Here is a 12,584-nt window from a genome sequence, read left to right as displayed (position 1 = left end):
GATCGGCCAGGCGGGCGGCGGGCGGCGGGGAGGGGCGACGGGCGGGCGGCCGGGCTGCCGGGCTGCCCGGCGAGCGACGAGCGACGAGCGACGAGCGGCGGGGAGAGGCGGCGGGTGGCGTGCAGGGGCGTCGGGGCGTCGGCGGTCACGCGTCGACGAGTCCCGGCGCTCCCGCTCCCCGCCAGGCGAACTCCAGGTTGCGCCGCACGCGGTCGCGGTGGTCCGCGGGCAGGGCGTCGCCGTCGAGGAGGCGCTCGCAGCACTCCCGCGCCTCGTCGTACTCCCCCACCCAGTAGGCCGCCACGGCGAGCTCGTCGAGGGCCCGCCACGCGTACCACTCGTGCTCGACGAAGAGGATGTCCGCCGGAAACGGCGTGCGGGCCGCCTGCCGGGCGACGAGGTGGGCCAGCGGCCAGCGGGGCCCGTTGAGGCGGCAGTGGCGGGCGAGGTCGCCGAGGGCCTCGGCGCGGGCGGGGCGGCTCTCGTGGGCGCGGAGGTAGCGGTCCACGACCTCGGCCTCGGGCCGTTCCAGGGCGGCGGCGAGGCGTGCGGCGTAGAGGCGGGAGCAGAAGACCTCCTCCTCCCAGCCGCCCATGGCCGCCCGGCGGTCGTACGCGGCGAGCGACTTCTCCGGCTCGCCCGCGTCCCGCCAGCTCTGGGCCAGGTAGAAGACGTAGCGGGCGTTGCCGGGCTCCCGGGCGAGGCCCTCCTCCAGGATCGCGGCGTCGCGGAGGTACTTCTGCCGCAGCCCCTCGCCCCGCAGCCGCGCACCGCCGCCGACGGAGCGGATGTGGGCCCCTTCGAGGGTGCCCAGGGTGTACGGGCCTCCGCAGTCGATGTACTCGTGCAGGACCCCGACGTAGCGCCAGGGCAGCCGCGTCGACACGAGGGCGGGCCGCCAGTGGACGATGCCCGTGTCGTGCAGCGTGACCCGGTAGGCGTCGTGGGAGAGGTCGGGCGCGGTGAAGTCCGGTTCGGTCTCCAGGACGTCGTCCGCGTCGATGAAGAAGAGGTAGTCGGCGCGGTCGCGGGCCAGCTCGATCGCCTCGGTGCGGCTCCCGTCGTAGCCCTTCCAGGGCCGCTCGTACAGGGTGCCCGGCAGATCGGCGAGGGCTTCCCGGATGACGTCCTGTGTGCCGTCGGTGGACCCGGTGTCGACGATGGTCCACGTGTCGACCAGGGGCCGTACGGAGGCGAGGCAGCGGCGGATCACGGGCGCCTCGTTCTTGACGATCATGTTCAGGCAGACTGTTGGTTTCACCGGGCCCATCCCAACCGTTCCGATGGCGCAGACCGTCGCGTGGGACGCTATCCAGTCGGCCGGGCCGCTACAAGCACGCTGCGGCAGACCTGCCGCGTGTGTCGGGCGGCCGATCCCGGTGCGGACGGGTTCTCCGCACTGCCCGCGCCTGGGGCCCGGCCCACGCGTCCCGCCGGGCGGCGCGGGCCGGACGGACGAGAGCGGCACCGGGGCGGGGAGACCGGGCCGCGGCGCCACGGGACCGGAGGCCGCAGGCCACCGCACCGCTGCGAGCGGTACCGCCCCGCACCCGCCCCGAGCGCGGCCGGTGCGCGGTGGACGTGGCCGGTGTCCGGACGGGAGCGGGACCGCGCCGCCGCAGGGCCGGGGACCACGCCCCGCACCCGCCCCGAGCGAGGCCGCGCCGAGGCCGGCGCGGGGCGGCCTCGCGGTCCGGCTCAGTAGCGCTCGACGGCCGGCGGCTCGTCGTAGGGAGAGCCCGACAGGCCGAGCGTGGCGTCGTAGATCCTGCGGTAGGTGCCGTCCTTCCAGCGCCGCTCCAGCGAGTCGTTGACGAACTCGCGGAGCGGCCTGTCGTCCTTGGCCATGCCGATGCCGTACGGCTCGTAGGTGAAGGCCCTGCCGATCACCTTGAGCTTGTCGGGGTCGGAAGCCGCGTAGCTCTTGAGGATCGCGTCGTCCGTCGTGACGGCGTCGACGTGGCCGTCCAGGAGCTGCTGCACGCAGTCGGAGTACTTGGACAGCTCCGTGGTCTGCGCACCGTACTTGGGCTTCTTGATCTCCTGCAGCGCGGTGGACCCGACGATGGAGCAGACCTTCCTGCCGTCCAGCGCGGTGGGGCCTGTGATGCTCTCCTCGTCCTTCCGGACGAGGAGGTCCGCACCGGCTCTGTAGTACGGCCCGGCGAAGCCGACGAGCTCCTTGCGCTGGTCGTTGATGGTGTACGTGCCGACGTAGTAGTCGACCTGTCCTTGGACGATGGCCTCCTCGCGGACGCCGGTCTGGACCGTCTTCCACTCGATCCGGTCCTCGCCGAAGCCGAGGTCCGCGGCGATCATCCGGGCGATCTCGATGTCGAAGCCGGAACGCTGCTTGGTGGCCGGGTCCTCGTAGCTGAGGTACGGCTGGTCGGCCTTCGAGCCGATGATCAGCCGGCCGCGCTCTTTGGCCTTGGCGAGCGTCGGGGAGTCCAGCTCGACATCCTGCGCGACCTCGTATCGGGGCGTCTCCGGGGCGATCGACCGTGCGTCGTCGGCCCTCTCCTCGCCGCACGCGGTGAGGGTCAGCGCGAGGACGACGGCGGAGGCGGCGGCTGAGGCCTTGGGCAGCTTCATGCGGGAATCTCTCAAGTCGTGGATGCAGAGGGGTCGGTGACAGAGGTCCGGAGAGAAAGGGGGTGCTCCGCCGTCGTGCGGTGGCGCGCCCGGACCGGTCGGCTTCCGGGGCGCCGACCGCGCGCCGCGAGATGGCCCGCCCCGGCCCGGATCTCCGGACCTCCACCTCGCCGCGGCTGCGATCAGCCCGATGTCCTGCGGGACGCGGGCCGACAGCCTCCATGCCCGCCCGGTGGCGCCGACGGGCCGTCAGTCGCCGCGGCAACCACCGCGCTCTTCGCCACTGACGCTCCGCCCATCTGCCGCTCTCGCCTCTGCCCCGTTCGGGTCGCCGAGGACGCTAGGCGCGGGGCGCGGGAATTGCCATCCCGTTTGAGCGGAAATTGAGGATCACGATTGGAAGGCAAACAGTCACTCCGGGATATTCCCCCCGCTTCGGCCACTGCCTCCGGGGAACCCTGGGCCTTTCCCAGCGAGATGATCTCTGCGAGCGGGCCGGCGCGTGCGGGGAAACGGGCCGGACGGGGATCGGGGAATCCGTCCGCCGCGCAGTTCGCACCCTCAACGGATTTACGCAGGGGCCGCCACCGGCAAAGTCCGTGCCACCGGGATCGCCACCACATCCGGAATAGGGGCGGCTTGCGGGAAAGGGACGCGCAAGGACCCCGGTGCTCCTTTCCCGCCGACAATCCGGCCGACACGGAACAGCCTTACGGCATGGCGCTGTTCAAGTCCGTCGACGGCGCGGCAACACCCGGACCGTACCGCGCCCGGCTCCATACGGCCTGCGGACCCGTACGGCGTCCGGATCCGTACGGAGCCGGCGCCCCGGCCCCCGCCGTACCGCCCCGTGAGCAAGGCGGTCGTCCCGCGGCGGCGGCCGCTCCCCCGCCCCCCGCGTACCCCGAGGAAGGGCCGCCCGTGCGGGACGGACGGCCGGGAGAGGCGGGGCGCAGGGACAGGCGGGGCGGAGGGAGGCTGGGTGGAGGGGAGCCGGGGCGCAGGCGAGGCGGGGCGCGTGGTCAGCGGGAGCGGCTGAGCAGGACGAAGCCGTCCTGCTCGGCGACGGTGCGGTAGCCCTGCTGCCGGGCCTGCTGCAGTGATTTCCGCTCCGCGAAGAAGTCCTGGGGCCAGCGGCGGTGCTGCGGTACCCGCGTGTCCACCATGATCCACTCGGGGTCGGGGCGGCTGTCCGCCCAGCCGTACAGACTGACGCTGGTCCGGTCCGCGAGCTGCGGCACGAGCTGGTTGGACGCCTGCACCGTGACCCCGTCGGGGATCCGGTCCATCAGGCGGTGCGCCGTGGCGACGCGCGGGTCGTGCCGCCAGGTCTCCGGCTGCACGAGCCACCAGAGCGGGTAGCTCGGCAGCAGCAGGAGGGTGACCGCGGCGCAGCCGGCGAGGTGGCGGCGGAGGCTGCCGCGGTCGGGGCGGCGCCGGGCCAGGGCGTCGACGAAGGCGGCGAAGACGACCGGCATCAGCACCAGCGAGTAGTGGTAGCCGGTGCCCCAGTGGGTGGACAGGTCGGAGGCGAAGCGCCACAGGAGGGTCGGCAGCGCCACCCACAGCAGCGGCGACCGCAGGGCCAGGAACAGGGTCGGCGCCAGCACGAGGAGCAGGGTGGTGGCCTTGGCCTCCGGGGTGATCATGCCGATCGTGACCTTGTGCAGCAGGTCCGCCGCCCCGCCGGCACCGCTGCCCGCCACCCAGTGCGTGTAGGCGTACGACCCCGCGGGGTGGAAGGCCGGGAGGATGACCAGCATGGCGAGGGCCGTGCCGGCCAGGCCGGCCGCGGCTGTGGCGTACCCGAGGCGGCGCCGGCCGCGGGCCGCGATCAGGAGGCCGATCACGGCCACCGTGAGCCCGAGGTCCTCCTTCACCAGCACCAGGGGCAGGGCCCAGCACGCCGCGGCCGTCAGCCGGTCGCTGCCGAGGGCGCTCAGGGAGCACGCGAGGAGGGGGACCGCGAAGGCGACCTCGTGGAAGTCGGCGGCGACACCGCTCGCGATCCCCCAGGACAGGCCGTAGCAGCCGCCGATGACGGCGGCCGGGCCCGTGCCGAGGGCCCGGCGGGCCCACAGCGTCAGGGGGAGGACGCTCCCGGCGATCAGGGCGGCCTGGACGACGAGCAGCACCACGGGTGAGGGCCAGAGCCGGTAGAGGGGCGCGATCAGGGCCAGGACGGGATGGAAGTGGTCCCCCAGTACGGGGAAGTCCGGTCCCTTCACCTCGGAGACCGGCAGGTGTCCGGCGGCGTAGGACTGCACGACCTGTTCGAAGATGGCCAGGTCGAAGGCGTTCGTCAGCATCCGCTGGTGGAGCCGGAGCGACAGCGTCGTGTACGCGAGGAAGAGGGCCCCCGCCAGGGACCACATCCACCAGGTGATGCCGGGGCCGCTGCCGCGCGGCGCCGCCGGTTCCGCCTCTTCGGGTGCGGCCGGCTGCCGGGGCGGGAACGCGAGGCTCGGGGTGGGGGGTGCCTGCATGACGGTGCCCTTCCGGAAGCGGGGTTCCAGGCCCCTCACGATGCCAGCGCCGCTCCGGACAGGCCCTCGGACGCCCTCCGCTGCGGCCGGAATCCTCCGAACAGCCGAGACGAAGCAGGCGAGGCCCGCTCCCGGAGCGGCCGCTCCCGGAGGCTGCTCCCCCTGACGCACTTCCGGTCATCCGATCTGACGAATCGAACGATTTGTCCGTCGTGTGTGTGCACGTTCGATCACATTCATGCGTATGGAGGCCTGAAGCCTCCGCACCCACTCCATTCGCTTCCACGAGGAGCACATCCCATGAGTCCTGAGAACAGGACCCCCTCCCCCCTCGGCCCCCTCCCCTCCAGGGGCACGTGGCTGGCCGGCGGGGCCATGGCTTCGGTGGCACTCGTCCTGCTGGGCTTCAGCGGCACCGCACTGGCGACGCAGACGGGCGTGTCCCCGTCGCAGGCGGCCGCGGTACCGGCGACCGGCGACAAGTGCCGGCCCCACGAGAACGGCGGCCCCGACGAGGACCTGTACGGGCCGCTGGCCGGTTCCCCGGCCGCGGGCGGTGACCACGGCCACGACAAGGACAAGTGCAAGGGGGCCACCGGGCCGACCGGCCCCACCGGGCCCACGGGTCCGACCGGTCCCACGGGCGCCACCGGCGCCACGGGCCCGACCGGTCCTGCCGGCCCGGGCGGCGGCGCCACCGGCCCCACGGGCCCGACGGGCGCCACCGGCGCCACGGGACCGACCGGCCCGACCGGCGCCACAGGTGCGACGGGTGCCACGGGCCCCGTCGGGCCGTGCGTGTCCGTCGCCACGTCCTGGGACGAGCAGGAGGTCAAGTACAAGGCCGTCCTGACCCCGGACGGGACCGCGTACGCCGGTGTCTACGACTTCAACGCGCCGAACCCGAACGAGCCCGCGTACACCTGGTACGACCTCACCGACGGCGCCGTGGGCTACCCGGAGAACCCCTGCGGCATCTCCATCGCGGAGACCATGAACGAGGTCATCGTCGAGGTGGTCACCACCGAGGGCGAGGTCTACGAGACGAGTTGCGAGGTCGACCGGGGCGAACCGGACCTGCTGGACTGCTCGGACCCCGTCGTGTGGACTCCCGCGAGCCCGCAGCCGGGTGAGGAGGTCGCCGCCCGCAGCGTGCCGGTGCCGGGCGCCGGCCCCATGGCCGCCGACAAGGGCCTGGCGAAGTCCGGTCAGCGCACCTGACGCCACCGGAACCCCGCCGAGGTGTGCCGTGCCCCGAGCGCTCCGGGCACGGCACACCCGCGTGGTGGCGGGCCACGGGTCGTACAGGAAACGGTCACACCCGCAGCCGCGCAGGAACCCAGACAGGCCGGCAGGAGCCTTGCGCTGCCGCCCCGTTCGTTTACCCGTCGCGCAGCACGGCCCCGCTGGAAGGGCGGGGCAGAAAGGGCCCGCCACCCTCCTCCACGGGCCGGTCGCGGTGCGGCCGGAGCCCGGCGGGCCCTGCGGCGGCCCCGCTGCACGCGGCGGGCCCGCCCGGTCTCGTCGCCCACGGTGAGGGTCGGCTTCGGCCCGGTCCTGCGAGCCGGGCCTGCGGCCGTGGGGCACGCCGCGCAGGCGGCTGCGGGGAGGCGGTAGGACCTAGCCGCGCACGAGGAGTCGGAACTCGAAGGCGTAGCGGGAGGCCCGGTAGATGTGGGAGCCGAACTCGACGGGGCGCCCGGTGTCGTCGTACGTGGTGCGCTCCATCGTCAGGACGGGCGCGCCCGCGGGCTCGCCGAGCAGCTCGGCCTCCGCGTCCAGGGCGGCGCGGGCGCCGACGGCCTGGCGGGCGCTGTGGAGGGTGATGCCCGCACCGCGCATCAGCCGGTAGAGGCCGGTGGCCTCCAGCCGCCCGCCGTCGAGGCCGAGCAGCCCCGCGGGCAGGTGGTTGCGGAGCAGCGCCATGGGCTCGCCGTGAGCACTGCGGAGCCGTTCCACGTACAGGACGTCGGCACCCTCCGGGACGGCGAGGGCGGCGGCGACCTCGGCGCTCGCGGGTTCGGTGCGCTGGGCCAGGAGCCGGGTGGCGGGACGCTGCCCGGCGGCCTCCAGGTCGTCGTAGAGGCTGCTGAGTTCGAGGGGGCGTTTCACCTGGCTGTGGACGACCTGGGTGCCGACGCCTCGGCGCCGGACGAGGAGGCCCTTGTCGACGAGGGCCTGGATGGCCTGGCGCACGGTGGGGCGGGACAGGCCGAGGCGGTGGGCGAGGTCGATCTCGTTGCCGAGGAGGCTGCCCGGAGTGAGGGTCCCGTTCTCGATGGCCGCTTCCAACTGCTGGGAGAGCTGGTAGTAGAGCGGCACGGGGCTGGTGCGGTCCACGCCGAGCGGCAGCTCGACGGCGGGTCCGGTCGCGTCTCGGGTCTGCTTGGCCACGGGGCGAGCGTAACCGCGGGAAATGATGACGGGAAGTCGTGAAGTCACATTGTCCGGACAAATGTCGGATGCGATGCTTGACACGGCATCCCGAGCGTGAGCACTTGGGGACATGCGTATCGGATTGATCGGAACCGGGCGTATCGGCACCTTTCATGCGAAGGTGCTGGCCGGGCACGCGCACGTGGGCGGGCTGCTCGTCACCGACGTGGACCACGAACGGGCCGCGGAGGTCGCACGGGCCATCGGCGCCACGGCCGCGCCCAGCGTCGACGAGGTGTTCTCCTGGGGCGTGGACGCGGTGGTCATCACCTCCGCCACCTCCGCGCACGCCGAGCTGATCATCCGCGCGGCGCGCGCCGGCCTGCCCGCCTTCTGCGAGAAGCCGATCGCCCCCGACCTGGACAGCACGCTGCGCGCCCTGCACGCGGTCGCGCAGGCCGGTACGCCGCTGCAGATCGGCTTCATGCGCCGGTTCGACGCCGGGTACGCCACGGCCCGCGAGGCGGTGCGGGCGGGACGCCTGGGGCGGCTGCACACCGTACGGACCCTGACGTCCGACGCGGCGCCGCCGCCGGCCGCGTACCTGCCGGTCTCCGGCGGGCTCTACCGGGACTGCCTGGTGCACGACTTCGACATGGTGCGGTGGGTGACGGGCCGCGAGGTGACGGAGGTCTACGCCGTGGGCTCGGACGCGGGGCCTCCGGTGTTCCGGGAGGCCGGGGACGTGGACACCGCGGCCGCCCTGCTCACCCTGGACGACGGCACGCTCGTCACATCGACGGCGACCCGCTGCAACGGCGCCGGCTACGACGTGCGCATGGAGCTGGCCGGGGAACGCGACCAGCTCGGGGTGGGCCTCGACGACCGCACCCCGATCACGTCGACCGAGCCCAAGGGCCCGCCCCCCGCCACCCGCCCCTGGCCCGGCTTCCTGGAGCGGTTCGCCTCCGCGTACCAGGCGGAGCTGGACGCCTTCGTACGGATCGTGCGCGGCGAGCGCGGCAACCCGTGCGACGGGCGCGAGGCCCTGGAGGCGCTGCGGGTCGCGGAGGCGTGCGAGCGGTCGCGCCGGGAGCACCGGCCGGTGCGGCTGGAGGAGATCGCCGGGCTCGCACCGCCTGCATGAGCGGTGCGCCCGCGGTGGTCCTCGGCTGCGCCGCTGCTCAGCTCCCGGCTGCGCCGCCTGCTCAGCTCCCGGGCGCGGCTCCGGCGCCGTGCCCCGGGGCGGTTGCGGGCGCGGGCGCCGGGGCGGCCGCCAGCACCGTGCCCTGGGCGACGGCGCACAGCGTCTCGGCGCCGCCTTCGTCCCGGGTCACCAGGTCGCAGCGCACCACTGCCTGGCGGCGTCCGGCGTGGACCACGGTGGCGCGGGCCGCGAGGGTGCGCCCCGTGGCGGGGCGTACGTACTGGATCGAGAACCCGGACGTCAGCACGGCGGGCCCGAGGGCGGTCCCGGCGGCGAAGGTGATCGCGTTGTCCGCCGCGTACGACAGGACGCCGCCGTGGACGAAGCCGTTCTGCTGGTGCAGTTCCTCCCGGATGTCGAGCTCCAGCGTCGCCGCCCCCTCCCGGAAGGCGGTGACCCGGGCGCCGAGGAGCCGGCTGAAGGGCTGGCCGTCGAGCACCTTGCGGGCGAGTTCCAGGGCGGGGTCGGTCGTGGGATCGGTCATCGCTGCTTCACCACCTGACGGGGAGCCGGCGTACGCCCCTCATGAGGAGGCCGGGCAGCCAGTCGAGCGGCGCCCCGGAGGGGTCGGGGTCGAGCGCCAGGCCGGGGAAGCGCTCCAGGAGCGAGCGGAGGGCGATCCGTGCTTCCAGCCGGGCCAGGGGGGCGCCCAGGCAGAAGTGGATGCCGTGCCCGAAGGCGAGGTGCCCCGCCGGGTCGCGGCGGATGTCGAAGCGGTCGGGTTCCGCGTACTTTCCGGGGTCCCGGTCGCCCGCCGCGAGGCTGACCAGCACCGAGCTGCCTGCCGGGATGACGGTGCCGCCGAGGGGCACCGGCTCGCGGGTGAAGCGGAAGGTGGCGGTCTCCACCGGCCCGTCGTACCGCAGCATCTCCTCGATCGCCCCGTCCAGCAGCCCGAAGTCGCCGCGCAGGGCCTCCAGTTGCTCCGGGTGCGCGAGCAGGGCCCGGACGCCGTTGGAGACGAGGTTGACGGTCGTCTCATGGCCGGCGATGAGCAGCAGGTAGGCCATGGCGCGCAGTTCGCTGGCGGAGAGCCGGTCGCCGTCCTCGTCACTGGTGCGCAGCAGCGCCGACAGCAGGTCGTCGGCTGCTGAGCGCCGCTTGTCCTCGATGAGCGCGTCCAGGTACGCGGCCAGGCCGTGCACGGCGGCCTTCTCCGTGTCGGGCCCGGTGGGGGCGACGACTTCGTTGGACCAGTCGCGGAACCGGTCCCGGTCGGCGGTGGGCACCCCGAGCAGTTCGCAGATGACGGTGATCGGCAGCGGGAAGGCGAACGCGCCGACGAGGTCGGCGCGCCGGTCGGGCTCGGCCGCCATGGCGTCGAGCAGGCCGTCGGTGACGTCCTGGATCCGGGGCCGGAGCGCGTCCACGCGCCGCGCGGTGAACTCGCGGGCGATGAGGCGGCGCAGACGGGTGTGGTCCGGCGGGTCCAGCCCCAGCATGTGGCGGCCGATGACCTCCTCGTCGAGCATGGTCGCGCCGATGGTCGCGGCGGACTTGGACAACCGGGGGTCGGTGAGGGCGGCTTTGGCCTCGGTGTGCCCGACGATCAGCCAGAACCGGTTGCCACCCCCGTCGCGTACCTCGTGGACTGGGCCCCGGGCGCGCATCCGGGCGTAGAAGGGATAGGGGTCGGCGTTGAAGTCCGGTCCGAACTCTGCCAGGTCGATGACGGTCATCACCCCAGCCTAGGTCGTGTCCTCGAAGTGCCTTCCGGCTACCGGCACTTGACGGGCAGGCCGTCGTTCCCGGGCAGGCGGGTCCGTCGTCACCGGGCAGGCCGCCGGGGCTCCTCGGCGGTGGCCCGCGCCTGCCATGCGCAGGCAGGCGGCGGACGCCGCCCGCCCGGCGCCGCGGGGCGGCGCTCCTCGCCGTCCCTCTCTAGAGCGGTCCCTCTTCCTCCAGGAGGCCGGCGTCGTGCACCAGCAGGGCGATCTGGACGCGGTTGTTGAGGCCGAGCTTGCCGAGGATGCGGGAGACGTGGGCCTTCACCGTGGGGACGCTCATGTAGAGGGCGGTGGCGATCTCGGCGTTGGAGCGGCCCTGGCCGACGGCGAGGGCGACCTCGCGCTCCCGTTCGGCGAGCGCCGCGAGCCGGGTGGCGGCGCCGTCGCGCCGGGTCGTGTCCCCGGCGGCGGTGCCGGGCACGGCGGGGCTGCCGCGGCGACATGGGTCATCAGCTGGCGGGTGACGGCCGGGGACAGCACGGGGTCACCCGCGGCCACCTTCCGTACGGCGTCGACGATCTGGGCGGGCGGGGTGTCCTTGAGGACGAACCCGGCCGCGCCGGCCCGCAGCGCCCGCAGCACCTGCTCGTCGGCGTGGAAGGTGGTGAGGACGATGACGTCGGGGGCGGCGGGCCGGGCCCGCAGCCGCTCCGTGGCGGTGAGGCCGTCGACGCCGGGCATGCGGATGTCCATGAGGACGACGTCGGGGGCCAGCCGGTCCACGAGAGCGGGCACGGCCGCGCCGTCGGCGGCCTCACCGACGATCTCGATGTCGTCTGCGCCGCCGAGCATCAGGGCGAGGCCCGCGCGGACCAGCGGGTCGTCGTCCACGACGATCAGCCGGATGGTACGGATGGTCATGAGGGCCACGGTAGCCAGGCCCGGACGGCGAACCCGCCCTCGGGTTCGGGCCCGTGGGTCAGGTGGCCGCCGAGGAGCGCTGCGCGTTCGGTCAGGCCGATGAGGCCCTGGCCGGAGCCGGGAACGTCCGGCACGGGACCGTCGGGGGCGGGGTTGCGTACCTCGACGGTCAGGCCGCGGTCCTGGTCCGGGAGGCGTTCCGGGGCGGCCCAGGGGTCGGTGCCGGGCCGGCCGCCGAGGGTGACGGTCACGGCGGTGCCGGGTGCGTGCTTGCGGGCGTTGGTGAGGGCTTCCTGCACGATGCGGTAGACGGTGCGGCCGGTGGCCGCGGGGACGGTGGCGGGGTCCCCCGTACGGTTGTCGAAGGTGACCGCCATTCCCGCGTTGCGGGACTCGGCTATGAGGGAGTCGAGTGTGGCGAGGGTGGGCTGCGGGCGGTCGCCGTGCCCGTCGTCCGCCTCTCCCGGGGCGCGGAGGACGCCGATGATCTGGCGCAGGTCTTGGAGCGCCTCGTGGGCGCTGTCGCGGATGACGCCGGCGGCTCGGGCCACTTCGGCGGGGGGCGCGTCCGGGCGGAACTCCAGGGCGCCTGCGTGGACGCTGAGGAGCGTCAGGCGGTGGGCGAGCACGTCGTGCATCTCGCGGGCGATGGCCTCGCGGGCGGCGCGCTGGGCCTGCTGCGCGCGCAGCCCGGCCTCGGCCTCGGCGCGGCGGGCCCGTTCGCGGAGGGCGGCGACGAGTTGGCGGCGGGCCCGTACGAGCATGCCCCAACCGATGACCAGGAGCAGCAGGAGGAGGCTGGCGACGAGGTTGACCAGCGGCGGGAACTCGGGGTCCGGCCATATGAAGCCCTGCACCACGCTGCCTGCCAGAGCGGCGCCGCCGACGACGGCGAGTCTCGGGAACGGCACGCGCACGGCGGCGCCGAACACGGCGACGAGGAGCGCGCCGCCGCTCGACGGGGCGATGGAGCCGACCACGGAGATGGCGACGGGCACGGCGAAGGGCCAGTGGCGGCGGGCCCAGAGGGAGAGGCAGGCCGCGGCCCCGACGACGGCGTCGGCGAGCAGCAGCGGCCTGGGGTCGGCGGCCCGTTCCACGGCCGTGACGGCGACGACGCCGACGAGCACGGCCAGGACGAAGGCGACCGTGTCGACGATCCAGTCCCGCACGGTACGGCGGCGGGGCCGGCCGGCGCCGCCGGCCCGGCCGCCGGGTCGGCGGGATCGGGGAGTCCGGCGGCGCCGGCCAGGTCGGAGGGCAGCAGCCAGGGGTACTCCGCACGCGTCATGTCTCCCAATCTACGCAGGTCAGGGAGGGGTTGACGGTTCT

8 protein-coding genes and 2 pseudogenes are annotated in these 12,584 nt (G+C 74.3%); 2 read left to right on the top strand and 8 right to left on the bottom strand.

Going from position 1 to position 12,584, the window contains the following annotated elements:
* Positions 1–145: 145 nt before the first annotated feature.
* From L6E17_RS04595 to L6E17_RS04585, 3 genes are all read right to left on the bottom strand, one after another.
* On the bottom strand, positions 146–1,261 hold the full coding sequence (locus tag L6E17_RS04595; RefSeq protein WP_236239433.1) for a glycosyltransferase family 2 protein: 1,116 nt from the start codon (positions 1,259–1,261) through the stop codon (positions 146–148).
* Positions 1,262–1,698: 437 nt separating this feature from the next.
* On the bottom strand, positions 1,699–2,595 hold the full coding sequence (locus tag L6E17_RS04590; RefSeq protein WP_236239432.1) for a glutamate ABC transporter substrate-binding protein: 897 nt from the start codon (positions 2,593–2,595) through the stop codon (positions 1,699–1,701).
* 1,022 nt (positions 2,596–3,617) lie between these two features.
* Positions 3,618–5,081: a DUF2079 domain-containing protein gene (locus L6E17_RS04585; RefSeq protein ID WP_236239431.1), complete on the bottom strand. Its 1,464-nt coding sequence runs from the start codon at positions 5,079–5,081 to the stop codon at positions 3,618–3,620.
* A gap of 300 nt (positions 5,082–5,381) precedes the next feature.
* On the opposite strand from L6E17_RS04585, the gene L6E17_RS04580 reads away from it, so the two are divergent.
* A complete protein-coding gene (locus tag L6E17_RS04580) occupies positions 5,382–6,302 on the top strand; it encodes a hypothetical protein (protein ID WP_236239430.1) in 921 nt (306 codons plus the stop codon).
* Positions 6,303–6,701: 399 nt separating this feature from the next.
* Here the strand turns inward: L6E17_RS04580 and L6E17_RS04575 are convergent, their stop codons facing one another.
* Positions 6,702–7,421 carry a GntR family transcriptional regulator gene (locus L6E17_RS04575; protein ID WP_236239659.1) on the bottom strand — a complete coding sequence of 240 codons (720 nt, stop codon included), beginning with the start codon at positions 7,419–7,421 and terminating at the stop codon, positions 6,702–6,704.
* A 166-nt stretch (positions 7,422–7,587) separates the two neighbouring features.
* On the opposite strand from L6E17_RS04575, the gene L6E17_RS04570 reads away from it, so the two are divergent.
* The gene (locus L6E17_RS04570) at positions 7,588–8,604 is read left to right on the top strand and encodes a Gfo/Idh/MocA family oxidoreductase (protein WP_236239429.1); all 1,017 of its coding nucleotides are present in this window, start codon (positions 7,588–7,590) and stop codon (positions 8,602–8,604) included.
* Positions 8,605–8,665: 61 nt separating this feature from the next.
* Here the strand turns inward: L6E17_RS04570 and L6E17_RS04565 are convergent, their stop codons facing one another.
* From L6E17_RS04565 to L6E17_RS04550, 4 genes and pseudogenes are all read right to left on the bottom strand, one after another.
* Positions 8,666–9,148: a PaaI family thioesterase gene (locus tag L6E17_RS04565; protein ID WP_236239428.1), complete on the bottom strand. Its 483-nt coding sequence runs from the start codon at positions 9,146–9,148 to the stop codon at positions 8,666–8,668.
* Positions 9,149–9,155: 7 nt separating this feature from the next.
* Positions 9,156–10,343 carry a cytochrome P450 gene (locus L6E17_RS04560; protein ID WP_236239427.1) on the bottom strand — a complete coding sequence of 396 codons (1,188 nt, stop codon included), beginning with the start codon at positions 10,341–10,343 and terminating at the stop codon, positions 9,156–9,158.
* 202 nt (positions 10,344–10,545) lie between these two features.
* Positions 10,546–11,252 (bottom strand): annotated as a pseudogene (locus L6E17_RS04555) (response regulator).
* A pseudogene (locus tag L6E17_RS04550) lies at positions 11,249–12,543 on the bottom strand (sensor histidine kinase). The pseudogenes L6E17_RS04555 and L6E17_RS04550 overlap by 4 nt, the downstream one beginning before the upstream one ends.
* Between the last annotated feature and the right edge of the window lie 41 nt (positions 12,544–12,584).

The organism is Streptomyces sp. CC228A (assembly GCF_021390935.1).
In the GTDB taxonomy this organism is placed as follows: Bacteria; Actinomycetota; Actinomycetes; order Streptomycetales; family Streptomycetaceae; genus Streptomyces.
This window is presented reverse-complemented; position numbering and strand designations above follow the sequence as displayed.